The sequence below is a fragment of the Mesorhizobium sp. URHB0026 genome (assembly GCF_054059755.1).
The window spans coordinates 530,419-548,348 of record NZ_JBSSCN010000001.1 but is presented as its reverse complement, the minus strand read 5'-3'; the positions used below and the strand labels follow the sequence as shown (position 1 = coordinate 548,348).

The 17,930-nt window shown below is 63.2% G+C and carries 16 protein-coding genes and 1 tRNA gene; 4 read left to right on the top strand and 13 right to left on the bottom strand.

Annotated elements, in window-relative coordinates:
* Positions 1 to 48: 48 nt before the first annotated feature.
* The 9 genes from ACVWWD_RS02690 to ACVWWD_RS02650 form a co-directional block, all read right to left on the bottom strand.
* Positions 49 to 1,164 (bottom strand): ABC transporter ATP-binding protein, encoded by a 1,116-nt coding sequence (locus ACVWWD_RS02690; protein ID WP_023781265.1) that lies wholly within the window; start codon positions 1,162 to 1,164, stop codon positions 49 to 51.
* Positions 1,165 to 1,168: 4 nt separating this feature from the next.
* Positions 1,169 to 2,113: a carbohydrate ABC transporter permease gene (locus ACVWWD_RS02685; RefSeq protein ID WP_352546756.1), complete on the bottom strand. Its 945-nt coding sequence runs from the start codon at positions 2,111 to 2,113 to the stop codon at positions 1,169 to 1,171.
* A complete protein-coding gene (locus tag ACVWWD_RS02680) occupies positions 2,110 to 3,060 on the bottom strand; it encodes a carbohydrate ABC transporter permease (protein WP_015315823.1) in 951 nt (316 codons plus the stop codon). Before ACVWWD_RS02680 ends, ACVWWD_RS02685 begins: the two co-directional genes overlap by 4 nt.
* An 89-nt stretch (positions 3,061 to 3,149) precedes the next feature.
* Positions 3,150 to 4,403 (bottom strand): ABC transporter substrate-binding protein, encoded by a 1,254-nt coding sequence (locus ACVWWD_RS02675; RefSeq protein WP_352546757.1) that lies wholly within the window; start codon positions 4,401 to 4,403, stop codon positions 3,150 to 3,152.
* Between the two features lie 58 nt (positions 4,404 to 4,461).
* Positions 4,462 to 5,973: an aldehyde dehydrogenase family protein gene (locus ACVWWD_RS02670; RefSeq protein WP_352546758.1), complete on the bottom strand. Its 1,512-nt coding sequence runs from the start codon at positions 5,971 to 5,973 to the stop codon at positions 4,462 to 4,464.
* A 17-nt stretch (positions 5,974 to 5,990) separates the two neighbouring features.
* The gene (locus ACVWWD_RS02665) at positions 5,991 to 6,767 is read right to left on the bottom strand and encodes an enoyl-CoA hydratase/isomerase family protein (protein WP_352546759.1); all 777 of its coding nucleotides are present in this window, start codon (positions 6,765 to 6,767) and stop codon (positions 5,991 to 5,993) included.
* Positions 6,760 to 8,361 carry an acyl CoA:acetate/3-ketoacid CoA transferase gene (locus ACVWWD_RS02660; protein ID WP_023793863.1) on the bottom strand — a complete coding sequence of 534 codons (1,602 nt, stop codon included), beginning with the start codon at positions 8,359 to 8,361 and terminating at the stop codon, positions 6,760 to 6,762. The genes ACVWWD_RS02665 and ACVWWD_RS02660 overlap by 8 nt, the downstream gene beginning before the upstream one ends.
* Complete coding sequence (locus ACVWWD_RS02655) at positions 8,358 to 9,374, bottom strand: Gfo/Idh/MocA family protein (RefSeq protein WP_023770517.1); 1,017 nt, start codon at positions 9,372 to 9,374, stop codon at positions 8,358 to 8,360. The genes ACVWWD_RS02660 and ACVWWD_RS02655 overlap by 4 nt, the downstream gene beginning before the upstream one ends.
* The gene (locus ACVWWD_RS02650; RefSeq protein ID WP_023770516.1) at positions 9,371 to 10,429 is read right to left on the bottom strand and encodes a LacI family DNA-binding transcriptional regulator; all 1,059 of its coding nucleotides are present in this window, start codon (positions 10,427 to 10,429) and stop codon (positions 9,371 to 9,373) included. Before ACVWWD_RS02650 ends, ACVWWD_RS02655 begins: the two co-directional genes overlap by 4 nt.
* Before the next feature lie 236 nt (positions 10,430 to 10,665).
* On the opposite strand from ACVWWD_RS02650, the gene ACVWWD_RS02645 reads away from it, so the two are divergent.
* A complete protein-coding gene (locus tag ACVWWD_RS02645) occupies positions 10,666 to 11,820 on the top strand; it encodes a dihydrodipicolinate synthase family protein (protein WP_023781271.1) in 1,155 nt (384 codons plus the stop codon).
* Between the two features lie 90 nt (positions 11,821 to 11,910).
* On the opposite strand, the gene ACVWWD_RS02640 is transcribed toward ACVWWD_RS02645, so the two are convergent.
* Together ACVWWD_RS02640 and cpdR are read right to left on the bottom strand one after the other, a co-directional pair.
* A tRNA-Val gene (locus tag ACVWWD_RS02640) sits at positions 11,911 to 11,985 on the bottom strand.
* Positions 11,986 to 12,100: 115 nt separating this feature from the next.
* Positions 12,101 to 12,463: a cell cycle two-component system response regulator CpdR gene (gene cpdR / locus ACVWWD_RS02635; RefSeq protein WP_006199474.1), complete on the bottom strand. Its 363-nt coding sequence runs from the start codon at positions 12,461 to 12,463 to the stop codon at positions 12,101 to 12,103.
* Between the two features lie 162 nt (positions 12,464 to 12,625).
* Here cpdR and ACVWWD_RS02630 point away from each other — a divergent pair, with 162 nt between their 5' ends.
* Positions 12,626 to 13,567 carry an N-formylglutamate amidohydrolase gene (locus ACVWWD_RS02630; protein WP_023770513.1) on the top strand — a complete coding sequence of 314 codons (942 nt, stop codon included), beginning with the start codon at positions 12,626 to 12,628 and terminating at the stop codon, positions 13,565 to 13,567.
* A 368-nt stretch (positions 13,568 to 13,935) separates the two neighbouring features.
* A complete protein-coding gene (hisN, locus tag ACVWWD_RS02625) occupies positions 13,936 to 14,709 on the top strand; it encodes a histidinol-phosphatase (protein WP_352546760.1) in 774 nt (257 codons plus the stop codon).
* Positions 14,710 to 14,847: 138 nt separating this feature from the next.
* On the opposite strand, the gene ACVWWD_RS02620 is transcribed toward hisN, so the two are convergent.
* The gene (locus ACVWWD_RS02620) at positions 14,848 to 15,825 is read right to left on the bottom strand and encodes an alpha/beta hydrolase (protein WP_352546761.1); all 978 of its coding nucleotides are present in this window, start codon (positions 15,823 to 15,825) and stop codon (positions 14,848 to 14,850) included.
* A gap of 479 nt (positions 15,826 to 16,304) precedes the next feature.
* Between ACVWWD_RS02620 and ACVWWD_RS02615 the strand changes: the two genes are divergently transcribed.
* Positions 16,305 to 16,772, top strand: coding sequence for an Hsp20 family protein (locus ACVWWD_RS02615; RefSeq protein WP_352546762.1), 468 nt, complete (start codon positions 16,305 to 16,307; stop codon positions 16,770 to 16,772).
* Between the two features lie 81 nt (positions 16,773 to 16,853).
* Here the strand turns inward: ACVWWD_RS02615 and ACVWWD_RS02610 are convergent, their stop codons facing one another.
* Positions 16,854 to 17,906, bottom strand: a complete 1,053-nt coding sequence (locus tag ACVWWD_RS02610) for a threonine aldolase family protein (RefSeq protein WP_352552654.1) — start codon at positions 17,904 to 17,906, stop codon at positions 16,854 to 16,856.
* Positions 17,907 to 17,930 lie beyond the last annotated feature (24 nt).

The window sequence follows — 17,930 nt, the reverse complement described above, 5'->3', positions numbered from 1 at the left end:
GATGCATGTCATTGCCCCAAAACCAGACCCACTTTTGGGCGACACGCATCAACGAATACGGCTCTCGGTCGCCGGATCGAAGAACACCGCCTTGGTCAGGTTGAAGGCGAGCGGCGTGTTGGTACCGGGCTGGATGTTGGCATCGGCGCGTAGTCGCGCCACCACGCCCTTGCCGCCGAGATTGGTGACGGCGAAGGTGTCGGAACCGGCCGGCTCCACCACCTCGATATGGCAATCGGCGGTGGCGATTTGCGAGGCGTTGCGCTCCGCGCCTTCCGGATCGGTGAGCGCCTCCGGACGAACGCCGAAGATGACCGGCTTGCCCTTGAACGCCGACAATCCGGCAGGGGCGTTGGCCATCGGCAAGGTGATCGGCTGGCGTGCCTCGCGATCGAGCACGACGGCAAGGTCGCCGCCATTGCCGTCGATGGTCGCCGGGATCAGGTTCATCGCCGGCGAACCCATGAAGTCGGCGACGAAGACATTGCTGGGGTTGTTGTAGATCTCGGCCGGCGTACCGAATTGCTGCACCTCGCCGTCGCGCATGACGGCGATCTTGGTCGCCAGCGTCATCGCCTCGATCTGGTCGTGGGTGACATAGACGATCGTCGTGCCCGTGGTGGCGTGCAGGCGCTTGATCTCGATGCGCATGTCGACGCGCAGCTTGGCGTCGAGATTGGAAAGCGGCTCGTCGAACAGGAACAGCTTGGGGTCGCGCACCAGCGCCCGGCCCATGGCGACGCGCTGGCGCTGGCCGCCCGACAGCTGGCTCGGCTTGCGGTTCAGCAGATGGCCGATCTGAAGCACCTTCGCCACCTTGTCGATCGCCTTCTGGCGCTCGTCGGCCGGCACGCCGCGCATCTCCATGCCGAAGGAGATGTTCCCGGCGACCGTCATGTTCGGGTAGAGCGCGTAGCTCTGGAACACCATGGCGATGTCGCGCTTGGATGGGTGCAGATCGGTGATGGTGCGGCCGTCGACGCGGATATCGCCAGAGGTGATCGTCTCCAGTCCGGCAATGGTATTGAGCAAAGTGGACTTGCCGCAGCCGGAAGGGCCGACCAGCACCAGGAAGCCGCCCTTTTCCAGCTCGAGATTGATCCCCTTCAGGATCTCGACCTGGCCGAAACGCTTCCTCAGACCATCAATTTCCAGAAAAGCCATTGGGTTATCCTTTGACCGCGCCCGCCATCAGGCCACGCACGAAATAGCGGCCTGCGAGCACGTAGACGAGGAGGGTGGGCAGGGCCGCGATCATCGCGGCCGCCATGTTGACGTTGTATTCGACGACGCCGGTCGAGGTGTTGACGACGTTGTTGAGCGCCACCGTCATCGGCATGGCGTCGCCGGTGCCGGCATAGGCGGAGGCGAACAGGAAGTCGTTCCAGATGTTCGTGAATTGATAGATGACGGTGACGACGAAGATCGGCATCGAGTTCGGCAGCATGATGCGCCGAAAGATCTGGAAGAAGGAGGCGCCGTCGACCTGCGCGGCCTTGACCAGTTCGGTCGGGAACGCCTCATAATAATTGCGGAAGAACAGCGTGGTGAAGCCGATGCCGTAGACGACGTGGACGAACACCAGGTTCACCGTCGGGTTGCCGAGGCCGAAGCTGGTTCCGACCGTGTTCTGCAGCGTCACGCCGAACCGTCCGAGGCTGCCCAGGATCGTCGCCATCGGCAGCAATACCGATTGGAACGGGATGAAGCAGGCAAACAGCATCAGCCCGAACACCAGGGTCGCGCCGCGGAAACGCCATTTGGTCAGCACGTAGCCATTGAGCGCGCCCAACATGGTCGAGATAAGCACGGCCGGAACCACCATCTTGATGGAGTTCCAGAAATAACCCTTGATGCCGGCGCAGGTGAGGCCGACGCAGGTCTCGCCCCAGGCCTTGAACCAGGGGTCGAAGGTCGGCGCCTTTGGCAGCGCCAGCATGTTGCCGTTCTGGATCTCGTCCATGGTCTTGAACGAGGTCACCAGCATGACGAATAGCGGCATCAGGTAGAACAGCGCGAACAGCGCGAGAAGCCCGTAGATCACGATGCGGTTGACGATCTTGACGTTCATGCCGCCGCTGGCCTGGTGGACGGGAGGGGTCACGGCGCTCATCGCGACTTCTCCCTAAGTTCCGAATAGAGATAGGGCACGATGATGGCGACGATGGTCATCAGCATGATCACGGCGCTGGCCGAGCCGACGGCCATTTCGTTGCGCTTGAAGGTGTATTCATACATGAAGTTGGACGGCAGCCAGGCCGAGCCGCCGGGGCCGCCGCTGGTCAGTGCCACGACTAGGTCGTAGGATTTGATGGCAAGGTGCGCGAGCACGATGAAGGCCGACAGGAAGATCGGCCGCAACAGCGGAATGACGATGCGGCGATAGAGCTGGAAGGTGGTGGCGCCGTCGATCTGCGCCGCCTTCATGATCTCCCCGTCAATGCCGCGCAGACCGGCCAGGAACATCGCCATGATGAAGCCGGAGGCCTGCCAGACGCCGGCGATGACCACGGTATAGATGACGAAATCCTTGTTCTTGATCCAGTCGAAATGGAAGCTCGTCCAACCCCATTGATGCAGCGTCTGTTCGAGACCGAGGCCGGGGTCGAGGAACCATTTCCAGGCAACGCCGGTGACGATGAAGGAGAGCGCCATCGGGTAGAGGTAGATGGGACGCAAAACCCCTTCGCCGCGAATCTTCTGGTCGAGCAGGATGGCCAGGAACAGGCCGAGCGCCAGGCAGATCAAAATGTAGAGAAAGCCGAAAATCCCCATGTTGGTGATCGACGTGTACCAACTCGATGGCGGGTCGGTGTCGAAGGTCCAGCCCCACAATCGTTGATAGGCGCGCGCGCCCGTAATGGCATAGGAGGGGAAGGTCTTGGAGTTGGTGAAGGACAGGTAGATCGTCCACAGGATGAAGCCGTAGACGAAGACGATGGTGATGGCGAAGCTCGGCGCCAGCACGATCTTGGGCAAGGCATCCTGCAGGCGCGAGCGCACAGAGGTGCGCGACCGCTCCGGTGTCAGCTTGATCTGGGTTGTCGCTACACTGCTCATGGGGTTCCTCCCGTCGGCGTCCGGCCGATCGGCCTCACGGACCGGAAACCTTCCCCGCCGGAGCGGGGAAGGTGTTTTGTGGCCGGCGCTTACTTGGCGTCGTCGATCGCCTTGACCAGTTCGGTCACGGCCTCGTCCGAGGTCTTGATCTGACCGTGGACAAACTTCGAGACGACGTCCTTATAGGCATTGGCGACAGCCGGAGGCGCGCCATAGCCCTGGGCCAGCGAGCCGAACAGGGTGCCGCCTTCGTTGGCCTTCTTCAGGTCGGCAATACCCTTCTTGCCGCAGGCGTCGAAGTCGGTGTCAGGCACGTCGGTGCGGGCCGGAACCGAACCCTTGACGACGTTGAAGGCCGACTGGAAGCTCTTCGACAAGGTGGCGGTGGCCAGAGCGACCTGGGCGGCCTTGCGGTCGTCCGGGACGTTGAACATGCCGAACATGTCCGAGTTGTAGATCACCGAACCGTCGGTGCCCGGGAAGCGGTAGCAGAGGAAGTCCGTGCCCGGCGTCTTTTTGGCGGCGTGGAACTCGCCCTTGGCCCAGTCGCCCATGACCTGCACCAGCGCATCGCCCTTGATGACCATGGCGGTGGCGAGGTTCCAGTCGCGGCCCGAGAAGTTCGGGTCGACATAGGTGACGAGCTTGGCGAGATTGTCGAACGACTTCTTCATCGTGTCGGACTTGAGCGACGCGTCGTCGAGGTCGTTCATCGCCTTCTTGTAGAACTCAGGTCCGCCGGTCGACAGCACGACGGAATCGAACATGGTCGCTTCCTGCCAGTTCTGGCCACCAAGCGCGAGCGGGGTGACCCCGGCCGCCTTGGCCTTGTCGAGCAGGGCGATAAAATCGTCGAAGGTCTTCGGCTCGGTGCCGCCGATCTTGTCCATCACCGCCTTGTTGATCCAAAGCCAGTTGACGGAGTGGACGTTGACCGGAGCGGCAACCCACTTGCCCTCATAGACGGAGAATTTCTGCAGGGCGGCCGGAACCGACTTGTCCCAACCTTCCTTCTTCGCCGTCTCGGTGAGGTCGCCCATGACGCCGGCAGCGGCATAGTCGAGCACGGTGTAGCCGAGCATCTGCGAGGCGGTCGGATAGTTGCCGGCCGCGACCATCGCCTTCAGCGCGGTCATGGCGGCATCGCCGCCGCCGCCCGCCACGGGGACGTCCTTCCAGGCATAGCCTTCCTTGGCCAGATCGCCCTTGAGCACGTTGAGAGCAGCCGCTTCGCCACCCGACGTCCACCAATGCAGCATCTGCACTTCCTTGACGTCCTCGGCATGGGCCGCGAAAGCCAGGCCCGAAGCGAGCGCCGTTCCGATAAGCAGTTTGCGCAACATGTACTTCCTCCCTTGTTGCATTACACGACCGGTGGCAGCCCACCGGGTTCTTCCCAACTCAGCCGACCCACCAACCGGTGCGCTGGCCGCGATGAAACTGGATTGTCTTTTCCTCGGTATAGTCCTCGACAGCGCGCTTGCCGAGTTCGCGGCCCAGGCCCGACTGCTTGTAGCCCCCGAACGGCAGTTCTGGATAACCTTCCATGAACGTGTTCACCCAGACCGTCCCCGAACGCACGCCCCGCGCCACCGACATGCAGGTGTCGATGCTGGCGCTCCACACACCCGCCGACAGACCATAGGGCGTGTTGTTGGCGATACGCAACGCCTTTTCAATCGATTCAAAAGTCAGCACCGAGAGCACCGGCCCGAACACTTCCTCGCGCGCGACAGTCATGTTTTCGGTGACGTTGCGTAAGATCGTCGGATCGAGATATTGGCCGGCATTGGAAGGGAGTTGCGCGCCGCCACTGTAGATGCTGCCGCCCTCACTCGCTGCGGCCGCGACGTAGCCCGTTACCTTGGCCAGATGGTCGGACGAAATCATCGCGCCGACCTTGGTTAGGTCGTCGAGCGGATCGCCCACGGTTACCCTGGCGGTCAATGCCTTCACGGCGGCCAGGAAGTCGTCGGCGATCGCCTCATGCACGATCAGCCGGCTGCCGGCATTGCAGCACTCGCCGGCGTTGAAGAAGCCGCCGAATACCGCGGCATCGGCAGCTGCCTCGAGATCGGCATCGGGGAAGACGACCTGACCGTTCTTGCCGCCGAGTTCCATCGAAACCTTCTTCAGGGAATTCGAGGCCGCGGCCATGGTCATCTTGCCGACACGGGTGGAACCGGTGAACGAAACCATCTCGACCAAGGGATGGCTGACCATCGGCGCGCCGACATCGGCGCCGAGACCGGCGAGGATATTGACGACGCCAGCGGGAACGCCGGCTTCCAAGAGGATATTGCCAAGCACGAAGGTCGAGGCAGACGTCATCTCGCTTGGCTTGACCACGGCCGTGCAGCCGGCGGCGAGCGCGAAAGGCAGCTTCTGGCTGACGATGAGGAACGGGAAATTCCACGGCGTGATGATCGAGACGACGCCGATCGGCTCGCGCAGCACGACGCCCAGCATGGCATCGCCGAGATTGGCGTAGCTTTCGCCGTGCAACGTTCGGGCAAGCGAGGCGGCATAGCGCCAGATGTCGACGGCGCCGCCGATCTCGCCGCGCGCTTGGGCGATCGGCTTGCCGGATTCCAGCGCATCGAGCCGGGCGATGTCTTCCAGCCGGATCTCGATCAGGTCGGCGGCCTTGAGCAGGAGCGCGGCGCGTTCGGACGCTTTCATGCGCGGCCAGGGGCCGGTCTCGAAGGCCCTGTGCGCCGCCTGCATCGCTGCTTCCACTTCGGCGGCACCCGCCTGGGCATAGTGTGAAACCATGAAGCCGTGGCCGGGGCTCTTGCGTGCCAGCACGCGGCCATCGCGGGCATCGACATGCTTGCCGTCGATCAGAAGCTTGTATGCTTTAGGGGCCACGGAGGCCTCGGCAGGCATGGAAATCCTCAGAGGTGCATTCATATGATTTCCACTCTGTCCTAGGAACGCGAAAACACGGGCTTCTGCTTGGTCTTGAAGGACCCGACGCCGGCCTTGAGATCGCCGGTGAGCGCGATGAAGCCGCTGGCCAAGGCTTCTGTCGCAGCGGCACTTTCCTCGCCCTCCGCAACCGCGATCATCAGCTTGGCGGCTTCGGTCGCCAGTGGTCCGCGTTCGGCGATTTTTTCAGCCCAGATCCTGGCTTCATCCGACGCCTTGCCGGTTTCGACGACGCGGTCGACGACACCCAGCGCAAGCGCTTCCGGTGCCAGGAAAATCTCGCCACCGACAGCCATGCGACGCACCGTCTGGGCTCCGAAGCGACGCACCGCGCGTTGCGTGCCGGACCAGCCGGGGACGACGCCGATCGAGGTCTCGGGGAAGCCGAGCTTCACCTGCGTTTCGGCGACGCGGAAATCACAAGCCACAGCCAGTTCCAGCCCGCCGCCGAGCGCGTGGCCGGACAGAACGGCGATGGTCGGTTGCCGCACCCGCGCCAGCCGGTCGAAGACACGGTGGCCGTAGCGCACCCATTGCACCTGGAAATCGGCTGCGCTCATGCTCCCCCAGGCCTCGACATCGCCGCCGGCGCAAAACCCCTTGCCTTGTCCGCTTATGAGGACGACACGGACTTCCTCCGCGCTTTCCGCCTCCTCCAGCGCCGCTTCCAGCGCGCGCAGCATCGGGATATCGAGCGCGTTGAACTTTTCCGGACGGCGCAAGGTGACAACGCCGATCGCGCCATCCCGCTCGAAGGTGACGAGGCGCTCAGCCATGCGCGCCTCCGAGCAAGGCGCCGCCATTCAGGGACAGGCCGATCGGCCGATCCTGGTAGAGCGGCGCCGGCGTCACCTTAAGGTCGTTGGCTACATTGAGCGGGATCTCGGCCTGCGCCAGCACATCGCGCTCGAGGTCGATGCCCGGCGCCAGTTCCGTCACCATCAGCCCGTCCGGCGTCAACTTCATGACGCAACGCTCGGTGACATAGGTGATGTCCTGTCCCTGCGCGACGGCGCGCTTGCCGGAGAAGGAGATGTGCTCGACCTCCTCGACGACTTTCCTGACCTTGCCTTCCTGGTCGATGCGGATGCCGCCATTGGCGAGCGACAGCTTGGCCCCGGCATTGAAGAAGCCGGAAAAGACGATCTTCTTCGCCCGTGAGGTGATGTCGACGAAGCCGCCGGCGCCTGCGGTGACATGCGGCCGCGCCGAAAGCCTGGAGACGTTGACCGAGCCGTGGCGGTCGATCTGCAGGAAAGAGAGCAGCGAAGCGTCGAAGCCGCCGGCCTGGAAATAGATGAACTGGTGCGGCGAGGGCATGATCGCCTCGGCGTTGGAGGCGCAGCCGAACTTGAAGTCGAGCAACGGCACGCCGCCGACCGCGCCCTGTTCGATCAGCCAGGTGACCTTGCCGTGCTGGCCTTCTTCCAGAAGAATACGCGGCACGTTGGCCGAAATGCCGAAGCCGATGTTGACGGCCATGCCGTCGCGAAGCTCCATGGCGACACGGCGGGCGATTACCTTCTGAACATTCATCTCCGGCGTGCGGAAGCTCGACAGCGGCCGGAAGATTTCACCTGAAATCGCCGGGTCGTAAGGCGTCAGCGTCGTCTGCAACTGGTCCGGCGCGACGACAATATGGTCGACCAGCACGCCGGGCACGCGCACGTCATGCGGCTTCAGCGTGCCGTTCTCGACGACGCGCTTGACCTGCGCGATGACGATGCCGCCATTGTTGCGGGCGGCGAGCGCCTGTTCGAGGCCGCCGAGATAGGCGCCCTCATGCTCGTAGGTCAGGTTGCCGCGCTCGTCCGCCGTGGTGGCGCGAATGATCGAGACCTGGGGCACGATGGCGCGGAAATAGAGCCATTCCTCGCCGTCGAATTGCTGCACCGACACGATGGGTTCGCCGGCGGCGGCGTTCATGGCGCAGCCCTGATGGCGGGGGTCGGCGAAAGTGTCGAGGCCGACCTTGGTCAGCACGCCCGGCCGCTTGGCCGCGGCTTCGCGGTGCATGTCGAACAGGATGCCGGACGGCACGTTATAAGCGGCAACCGCATTGTCGCCGATCATCTTCCAGATTTGCGGCGGCTCGGCGGAGGAGGGGCCTGACGGATAGGAGCCGCACAGCGTACGCTTCAAGAGGCCAGGCTTCGCCAGATGATCGATGCCCTTGATGCCATACATGTCGCCGGCGGCGATCGGGTGCAGCGTGGTGATATCCTTCGGATGGCCCTCGCTATCGAAGCGTTCGCCGATCGCGGCGAGCACGGCGTCCGGACACCCGAGGCCGCTCGACGAGGACACCGAGACGACCACGCCGTCCTTGATCAGGCCGGCGGCGTGCGCCGATGAGACGACCTTGCTCAATTCATGCTCCCGAGTTTCGGGTCGATCTTGACGGTCTTGCCGGAAGCCGCCGATTGCAATGCCGCCTCGGCCGAGGCGAGCGACCAGATGCCGTCCTCGCCGGTGGCGGGAGGCTGGCCCTCGCCGCGGACCGCGGCATGGAACCCGCGTACCGACCTCGTGTAGAGGTCCTCGCGGTCGAAGCTCAACTGTTCTTCGCCGCTGGCGGTGCGCAAGAGGACCGAGCCGGCCGGCTTTTGCGTCATCACATCGCGGGCGATGAGCGAGCCCCGCGAGCCGTGCACCTCGAAGCCGGTGTCGGCAAACCTGGTGGTGAATCCCTCATGCGATTGCGCGATAAGGCCCGATTTGAAGCGCCAGAGGCACATGGCGCCATCTTCCAGCCCGCTGCCGGCCATGCCGGCGGATTGCGTGAAAGCGGAAACCTCGACCGGATCGTCGCCAAGCACGAAGCGCAGCGTGTCGGCATCGTGCACGGTGATGTCGAGCACCACCCCGCCGCCCGCCTCCGGTCTGGTGATGCGCCAGCCCTGCAGGTTTTCGGGCAGGTAGACGGAATGGAAGACACGCGCGGCAATGGGGTTGCCGATGCGGCCCGCGGCAACGGCGTCGCGCATGGCACGGTGCGCGCCGGCATTGCGCAGATGATGATTGGTACCGAGCACGATGCCCGCGGCCTTGGCCGCGGCGACCATCTTGCGTGCATCATCGCTGGTCAGCGCCAGCGGCTTCTCGCACAGCACATGCTTTCCCGCCCTGGCGGCGGCCAGCGCCTGTTCGAAATGCAGTTCATTGGTGGTCGAGATGTAGACGGCGTCGATGTCGGATCCGAGCAAGGCATCGAGACTTGATACGGCGGCTGGAATGCCATTTTCCATTGCATAGGCCATGGCGCGTTCGGGGTTGGAGCTCATCACCGCTGATATTTCGCCATCGGGTTGCGCGCGAATGGCGTCGATCATGAATTGCCGGGCGATCGTGCTGGAGCCGATCAGCCCCCATTTGACGCTCATGTCGCGGTTCCCGCCGCCGCGGGCCTTTTTCGCGTGCGGCGATCCGGGCCGCAGCTTTCCCTGACCACGAGATTGACAGCGCCGATATGATCCTCGGCCCGCGTGGTGCGCGACTGGATCATCTTGATCATGACGTGGGCCGCGCGTTCGCCGAGGCCGGCGGAGTCCACCGCTACGCTGGTCAGCGGCGGCATATAATGTTCGGCCTCGACCACGTCGTCGAAGCCGACGACAGCGAAATCCGCGCCCGGCTCAAGTCCGCGCTTGCGCAGCGCCAGCATGACGCCAAAGGCTACGGCATCGTTGAAGCACAGGGCCGCGGTTGGCGGCTCGGTCATTGCGAGCGACGTTTCCAGGCAGGCCATGCCGCCCTTGCGATTGGTCTCGCCTTCGATGATAAGCGCGTCGCGGGCGTCGATGCCGAGGGTGTCGCAGGCCTCGCGAAAGCCGCCCAGGCGCTCATGATAGACGACGAGGTCGGACGAGCCGCCGAAGAAGGCCAGGCGGCGATGCCCCTTGCCAACCAGATGCGAGGTCGCGAGATAGGCGCCCCGATGATTGTCGGGAGCAATCACCGGAATGCGGCTTTCAGGCAGCCGGCGCATTGCGAAGGCAATCGGCAGACCGGCTATTTCCAGCCGCCGGAACGCCCCTGGCGTCGTGCCGCGCGCCGGGGAAACGATGAGCCCGGCGACGCCCTGTTCCATCAGAGACTTCAGCACCTCTTCCTGGCGCACCGGATTCTCGGCCGTGTTGGCGATGAAGGGCACGATGCCGGCCGACTGGAAGACCCGTTCCATGCCGACCGCCAGCTCGGCGAAGAACGGGTTGGTGAGATCGTTGATGACCATGCCGATGACGTTGGAGTGGGCCTTGCGCAGATTGGCGGCGCCGCGGTTGTAGACATAGCCGACATCCTCGATCGCCTTGCGGACCTTGACCGCGGTTTCGGGGCGGATCAGCCCGCTGCCCTGGAGCACGAGCGACACCGTCGATTTGGACACGCCCGCTTCCCGGGCAATGTCGAAGATCGTCGCCTTCGCCCGGCTGGCCATCCAGATATCCTCCCCAGTTTTTTCAATTGGTTTATTGGAACGTTCTAATATCTGTTCCACGGATGAGTCAATCAGGATTTTTCTCGATTAAGAGAAGTGGTCATGGGTGGGCAAATATAGCCTCCCAAGGCTTTTCGTGTGCAGCGCAGCATTGGCCGAGTTTGGCCAGCTCGAATCTCAAAGCTTGTTGCTTTATTGGAACGTTCCATTTAATAGAGCCGCGAAGGGAGACAACCATGGACATTGCCTTGCCTGGCGAGGGTGGCCGCGGCACACCCTACGCCCTTGTCGGACAGCCGGTCCAGCCGGTGATCGGCGCGCGGTTTTCGCGCATCACCTATGCCGCCGCGCATGTCGTCGCCGATCCGCTGGGAATGACAGATCCATGGTCGCGGCCCGTTGTCGATTGGGACAGGACGATGGCGTTTCGTCATCATCTATGGCGGCTCGGCTTCCGCATCGCCGAGGCGATGGACACGTCGCAGCGCGGCATGGGTTTCGATTGGACGAATGCGCAGGAATTGATCCGCCGTTCAATCGCGGAGGCGCGGACCGTCGCTGGCGCCGATCTCGCCTCGGGTGCGGGAACCGACCATCTGGCTCCGTCGAGGGCCCGGACTGTCGACGACGTGGTCGCCGCCTATGAGGAGCAGTTCGCCTTCATCGAAGGCCAGGGCGGCAAGGCGATCATGATGGCCAGCCGCGCGCTGGCGGCCGTGGCGAAGGGGCCGGACGATTACGCCCTGGTTTACGACCGCATATTGGGCCAGGCCTCCGGCAAGGTCATCCTGCACTGGCTGGGCGACATGTTCGATCCGGCCTTGAAAGGCTATTGGGGAAGTGACGATTTCGAGACCGCGCTCGATACGGTGATCGCCATCATGGAGCGCAATGCCGGCAAGGTCGAAGGCATCAAGATATCGCTGCTCGACGCCGGCAAGGAAGTGGCGCTCAGGAACCGGCTGCCGGACGGCGTGATGATGTTCACCGGCGACGACTTCAATTATCCCGAGCTGATCGCCGGAGACGGCAAGCGGCACTCGCATGCGCTGCTCGGCATTTTCGACGCGATCGCGCCGGCCGCCAATGCCGCGCTGGCGAAACTGGCTGACGGCGATCGTGCCGGCTACGACGCGCTGATGGCGCCGACCGTGCCGCTGTCACGAAAAATCTTCGAGGCGCCGACTGAATATTACAAGGCCGGCATTGTCTTCATGGCCTGGCTCAACGGCCACCAGGACCATTTTTCGATGGTCGGCGGCATGCAGTCGGCGCGCGGCATCCGCCATTATGCCGAAGTCTTTCGCCTCGCCGACCAGGCAGGGTTGCTGGCCGACCCCGACCTTGCCATTTCGCGGATGAAAAGCCTGTGTGCTGTCGCGGGGGTCTAAACGCGTTTCGCGATCGGATCACCCGTCGTCCATTTCCGGTAGCGCCAAGACAGGCGCGCCATGCTGCAAGGCCCGAATGTGTGGGTTGGATGGTGGGCGTGACAGGGATTGAACCTGTGACCCCTGCAATGTCAATGCAGTGCTCTCCCGCTGAGCTACACGCCCATCCGAAGCCGCGCATACACCATTTTTGGTCAGGCGCGTCAATAGCAGGAAAAGAGGAAAAACACGTCGTCCCGCCGCAGCCGTGGACCGACGCCGGCGGCTTGCGGAAGGCGGTTCAAGCCGCCTGCAGCATCTTCTCGACCTCGTTGACCAGATCGCGCAGGTGGAAGGGCTTGGACAGCACCTTGGCGTCTTTCGGAGCCTTGGAATCCGGGTTCAGCGCGACGGCGGCAAAACCGGTGATGAACATGACCTTGAGGTCGGGATCGATCTCGGTGGCGCGCCGCGCCAGTTCGATGCCGTCCATCTCCGGCATGACGATGTCGGTCAGAAGCAGCGAGAACGGTTCCTCGCGCAGCCGCTCATAGGCACTGGCGCCGTTGTCGAAATCGCTGACCTGATAGCCGGCGCGCTCCAGCGCCTTGACGAGGAACCGGCGCATATCGTCGTCGTCTTCCGCCAGAAGAATGCGTGCCATGATATCCCGTCCGAATCACCCGCCCGAGACTGCCGTGGAGCAGGCCCGTTAACCATCCTGTATATGAGGAGGTGAGAGTAAACATCAAGTGAACGCGGACGCGCCTGACCCATATTTGCCCAGCGGCACGACCGCCGAAATGCTGGACATGCGGCCAGCAAGGTGGCAGTTTCATGCCATGATGCACTGGTGTTTTCGGGTTCGTTCAAATTGAAGACGGCAGCCGAGGATTTTTCGGTCTTTCCCCCCTTCGAAATCCGGTCGGGCGCCGAGCAGCGCGTCCCCTTCCTGTTCAACTCGCCGCATAGCGGCCGCTACTATCCCGAACGCTTCCTTGCCATGGCAAGGCTCGATCGCAATGCCATCCGCCGCTCGGAGGATTGCTATGTCGACGAGTTGTTCGGCGGCGCCGTGGCGCTCGGCGCCCCGATGCTGGCGGCGAATTTCCCGCGCGCCTATCTTGACGTCAACCGCGAGCCCTGGGAACTCGACCCACGCATGTTCGCCGAGCCGGTGCCGTCCTTCTGCAACATCCGCTCCGCGCGCGTGGCCGGCGGCCTCGGCACCGTGCCGAAGCTGGTGGGCGAGGGGCTCGACATCTATTCGGGCCGCTTGCCACTCGCCGAGGCGGTTGCCCGCATCGAGGCCGTCTACAAGCCCTATCACGAAACGCTGAAACGGCTTTTGACCAAGACCCACGCCCGGTTCGGCTTTGCCGTGCTGATCGATTGCCATTCGATGCCGGCGAGCATCCGTGTCGGCGACAGCGGGCTGCGGCCGGATTTCATCATCGGCGACCGTTTCGGCATCTCGGCCACCGCGGCCCTGACCGAAACCGCGATCGGCCTATTGACCGCGATGGGCTATACGGTTGCCCACAACAAGCCTTATGCCGGCGGGTTCATCACCGAGCATTACGGCCGTCCGGCGCGTCATTTGCATGCGCTGCAGATCGAGGTCAATCGCGGGCTCTACATGAATGAGCGGACCTTCGAGAAAGCCGCCGGCTTCGACGCGCTGGCCGACGATCTGACGCGGTTTTCAGCCGACCTGATGGCGATGCCGGACCATCATTTCATCGACCTGCCGCTGGCCGCGGAGTAAGGCCACGCCTTGTCTCATGCGTAACACTGCCCAAGATTTTGTGTGCTTCTTTGGGCGGCCCGCTCCAGGAGCGGGCCTGAAAAAAAGACCGCATCGTTTGCACGATACGGTCGAAGTCTAGGGAGGAAACGCCCAAGGAGGGCATGGACAGGAAACCCTGTCCGAGATTGAGGGTATTGTGCAGCGCACAAATGTCAAGCGACGTTTAGGCTTTTTTAATTCAGAGTGATGTGGAAATTGCGTTTCGATGACGTTGGAGTGACATTCCGGCAACAGTCATCGCGGCGTATAAATCGATAAACAAGCTTGTCTTGGCGGCGAAGTCGCGGCAGGCCCGGCTCGGGCGCGCTGCAAAGCGGGAGAATCAGTTGGACATCAGCATCGATTTCATGCGCCGTATCGCGCAAGCGGCGGCGGCGGAGACCTTGCCGCGCTTCCGCGCCCAGGGCGCGGTCGCCAACAAGGAAAAAGGCAGCTTCGATCCGGTCACGGAGGCCGACCGCGAGGCCGAGCGCGCCATCCGGGCGCTGATATCGTCCGAGTATCCCGACCACGGCATCCTGGGCGAAGAACATGGCAGCGAGAACATCTCCAGCCGGCATGTCTGGGTGATCGATCCGATCGATGGCACGCGCGCCTTTATCTCCGGCCTGCCGGTGTGGGGGACGCTGGTCGGGCTGACGATCGATGGTGACGCGGTCGCCGGCATGATGGCGCAGCCCTTCACCGGCGAGCTGTTCTACGCCAACGCCTCTGGATCTCACTATGAGGGGCCGGGAGGGCCCCGCAAGCTGACCACCCGCAAGACGACGAAGCTGGCCGAGGCCACGTTGTTCACCACAACGCCGGCGCTGTTCAAGGGCGAAGCGCGCAATCGCTATGACGCGTTCGAGCGGCAGATCCAGCTCGCCCGTTATGGCGCCGATTGCTACGCCTTCGCCATGATCGCCTCGGGGAGCGTCGACATCGTCGCCGATCCCGGCTTGAAACCCTACGACATCGTGGCGCTGATCCCGATCATCGAGAAGGCAGGCGGGGTCGTCACCACTTTCGATGGCGGGCCGGCGGAGAATGGCGGCGACGTGCTGGCGGCCGCGACACCGGAGCTTCATGCCGCCGCCATGGCTGCCCTGCGGGGCTGAGGTCACTTCCGGTCGGCGCGGGCTATGGAGCGCTGGAATTCCGCGGGGCGTATCCGTAGACCTGCTTGAACGCCGCCGACGTCTTTCTTCCTGACAATGGGGTTCAGCCATGCCGGCCTTGGAGGAGCCGCGGGCCTGTCAGGCTGTCGGGTCGTCCGAGCCGGGGACGAAGGCGTCGAAGGCGGCGAGGAATTGTTCGCGGTAGAGATCGGCTTCCTGCAGGATCTCGTGCTTGGCGCCGTCGATCATCAACAGCGAACCCAGCCTTAGATTTCTCGCATATGCCTCCACCGCCCTGGTCGAGACGACCTGGTCGGCGCCAGCGGCAATGATCAGCAGAGGCACCTGAATGCGGGCCATGAAGTCGGGGTCGCTAATGGCTGCCGACGCCTTCGCCGCTGCCTGCAGCCAGCGGATCGTCGGGCCGCCGAGCGCCATTTGCGGATATTCTTCAAAAATCCGCGTGTTACGGCGATAGCGTTGCGGATCCGATGTCACCTTGTTGGCTTCGAAGGGCAGCGTGTGTCTCGGCCTTGGACCCCAGGCGGCATAGAGCCAGCCGAGCCCCAGGGCGCAGAAAACCGAACAGATCCGGCGCACCGTCCCTATCGAGACCGGCAGGTCGGGCAATGTCAGGAACGGCGCGATCAGCACCATGCGCCGCACGCGGTTCACCATCGACGGCGCGGCAAGCAGCGCGATCACAGCGCCGGCCGAATGGGCGAGGATATAGTACGGTCCGCGGCAGTCCGGCAGCACGATCTCTTCGAAGAACTGCTCCAGGTCAGCCGTATAGTCGCGGAACGACCTGACATAGCCACGCTGGCGATCGCGGATCAGCCTGTCGGAACCGCCCTGACCGCGCCAGTCTAGGATGGCGACACCAAAGCCGCGTGCGGCAAGGTCGCGGATGGTCTCGAAATATTTCTCGATGCACTCATTACGGCCGCCGAGCAGCACCACGGTGCCCCGCATCGGCCGCGCCACCGCCGCGAACAGGCCATAACGTATTTTCTTGCGGTCGCGCGTGGTGAAAAAGCCGCCCTTGGCGTTTTCCGGTCGCGGATTGCCCTCGGTTTCGTTGAAGAGCGGAGTGTCGTGGAAAAGATCCGTCATTCGGCGCTTTGTGCTCGGCGTCCTTGCGCGCCAGTCGGTCGCGGCTGGCATCGTTACGGTGATAGACGCCAACACATCAAAAGCAAAGCAAATCCGGGTTATGGAGGACTGCGACGGGGAAGGCCGGAAGCGGCTTTGAGCGCGCTTCCGGCCCCTGTCGATCCGGGAGGAAGGGACGTTAACACCCGGTTCGGCCTCGTTGCGGCATCCCGGTAAATCCGGCGCCGCCAATCCTTGATCTTGAAAGCCACTTTAGCGCTGGCTGTCTGAACGGACGCCGAAGCACCGGTTCATCTGCCGTTCATCGAAGGTTGGCCGCCTCGTTCTTTTTTGCCGTCAAACGAAACTTGAAATGCTTTCGAGCGCTCCCCAGATGTGGGTTGCGGTCGCCAATCGGGGCCGCTGGTCCTCCCGAAACGCCGCTCGCGGGTTTCGCACCGACCATACGCAAACCATGTTGCTCAACAGGAGAACACCTCATGCGTCACGTTGATTTTTCCCCGCTTTACCGTTCGACCGTCGGCTTCGACCGTCTCTTCACGATGCTGGATTCGCTTGCGCAGCCTGACGGCGCGCAGACCTATCCGCCCTATAACATCGAGCGCACCGGCGAGGATTCCTACCGGATTTCGATGGCCGTCGCTGGCTTCTCGGACGAGGAAATCTCGATCGAAGCTCACCGTAACGTGCTGACCGTGAAGGGCGAGCGCAAGGACGAGGGCACCGGCGGGGGTTCCGAACTGCTCTATCGCGGCATTGCCTCCAGGGCCTTCGAGCGCCGCTTCCAGCTTGCCGATCACGTTGAAGTCGTCGGCGCCGCGCTGAAGAACGGCCTGCTCTTCGTCGACCTCAAGCGCAACATTCCCGAAGAGCTGAAGCCGCGCAAGATCGCGATCACCTCGGCTCCGGCCAAGGCCAAGCAGATCGAGGCCAAGACGGCAGCCTGACAGCCGAATAAAAATCCAAAGTCTCCTCCCGAGACGGAAGCGGCGCCGCGAGGCGCCGCTTTTTTGTCCGAAGTTTGATTGTTATCCGGCGATCAGCTGGCCAAAGCGGTCGACTTCCTCAGTCGTCGTGGCAAAGCTGGTGACGAAGCGATAGAGCAGTTCGTCCTCGCCGATATGGCCGTCAAAACCATGCGGCCTGTGCCAGTCATAGAAGGCCGCGCCTGCCGCCTGCAGTCTGTCGGCTTCGGTTTTCTTAATCACCGCGAACACCTCATTAGCCTGCGGCAGCCAAGCGAGCTTGGCGGTGGCCGAATCCTCGATCGCCGCTGCGAGGCGCGCGGCCATGGCATTGGCATGCCTGGCGGTGTCGAGCCAAAGCCCGTCCTTGAAATAGGCTTCGAACTGCGCCGCGACGAAACGCGACTTCGAAAGCAGCTGTGCGGCACGCTTGCGCAGGAAGGCCAGTTCCTTGGCACGGTCGAGGTCGAACAGCACGATCGCCTCGGCGCACCAGCAACCGTTCTTGGTACCGCCGAAGGACAGGACATCGACCCCGCGTTTCCAGGTCATTTCGGCCGGCGTGGTGTCGAGCGCGGCCAGCGCATTGGCAAAGCGGGCGCCATCCATGTGCAGGGGCACGGAATGCTGTTTGGCGATGGCCGAGATCGCGTCAATGTCGTCCAGACCATAGACGGTGCCGACCTCGGTCGACTGGGTGATCGAGACGGCCATCGGCCGGCCCCAATGGACGATCTCGCTTGCGAAACGGCCGATCGCCCTGTCCAGATTGGGCGCATCGATCTTGCCCAGGGGACCGTCGACGGCGTGCAGCCGCGAGCCGCCGGAAAAATACTCCGGCGCGCCACATTCATCCTCGATGACATGCGATTCTCGGTGAGCGAAGGAAATGCCGCCCGGCTTGTTGAAGGTGGTCAACGACAGCGAATTGGCGGCGGTGCCGGTTGCCACGAAGAACACCGCGACCTCGCGTTCAAAAATTTCACTGAAGCGCTGATAAACCGTCTCGTCGAGGGCGCTGTCACCATAGGCAGTGGCAAAGCCACCGGCCGCGGCCGACAGGCCGGCAACGATATTGGGATGGGCGCCTGCCCAATTGTCGGAAGCGAAGAACATGTATCTGCCTGTGTTGGGGAATTC

Excerpts from the sequence above, each read along its gene's own strand:
- ACVWWD_RS02690 (WP_023781265.1), bottom strand. The coding sequence starts at position 1,164 with ATGGCTTTTCTGGAAATTGATGGTCTGAGGAAGCGTTTCGGCCAGGTC.
- ACVWWD_RS02685 (WP_352546756.1), bottom strand. The coding sequence starts at position 2,113 with ATGAGCGCCGTGACCCCTCCCGTCCACCAGGCCAGCGGCGGCATGAAC.
- ACVWWD_RS02680 (WP_015315823.1), bottom strand. The coding sequence starts at position 3,060 with ATGAGCAGTGTAGCGACAACCCAGATCAAGCTGACACCGGAGCGGTCG.
- ACVWWD_RS02675 (WP_352546757.1), bottom strand. The coding sequence starts at position 4,403 with ATGTTGCGCAAACTGCTTATCGGAACGGCGCTCGCTTCGGGCCTGGCT.
- ACVWWD_RS02670 (WP_352546758.1), bottom strand. The coding sequence starts at position 5,973 with ATGAATGCACCTCTGAGGATTTCCATGCCTGCCGAGGCCTCCGTGGCC.
- ACVWWD_RS02665 (WP_352546759.1), bottom strand. The coding sequence starts at position 6,767 with ATGGCTGAGCGCCTCGTCACCTTCGAGCGGGATGGCGCGATCGGCGTT.
- ACVWWD_RS02655 (WP_023770517.1), bottom strand. The coding sequence starts at position 9,374 with ATGAGCGTCAAATGGGGGCTGATCGGCTCCAGCACGATCGCCCGGCAA.
- ACVWWD_RS02650 (WP_023770516.1), bottom strand. The coding sequence starts at position 10,429 with ATGGCCAGCCGGGCGAAGGCGACGATCTTCGACATTGCCCGGGAAGCG.
- ACVWWD_RS02645 (WP_023781271.1), top strand. The coding sequence starts at position 10,666 with ATGGACATTGCCTTGCCTGGCGAGGGTGGCCGCGGCACACCCTACGCC.
- cpdR (WP_006199474.1), bottom strand. The coding sequence starts at position 12,463 with ATGGCACGCATTCTTCTGGCGGAAGACGACGACGATATGCGCCGGTTC.
- ACVWWD_RS02620 (WP_352546761.1), bottom strand. The coding sequence starts at position 15,825 with ATGACGGATCTTTTCCACGACACTCCGCTCTTCAACGAAACCGAGGGC.
- ACVWWD_RS02615 (WP_352546762.1), top strand. The coding sequence starts at position 16,305 with ATGCGTCACGTTGATTTTTCCCCGCTTTACCGTTCGACCGTCGGCTTC.
- ACVWWD_RS02610 (WP_352552654.1), bottom strand. The coding sequence starts at position 17,906 with ATGTTCTTCGCTTCCGACAATTGGGCAGGCGCCCATCCCAATATCGTT.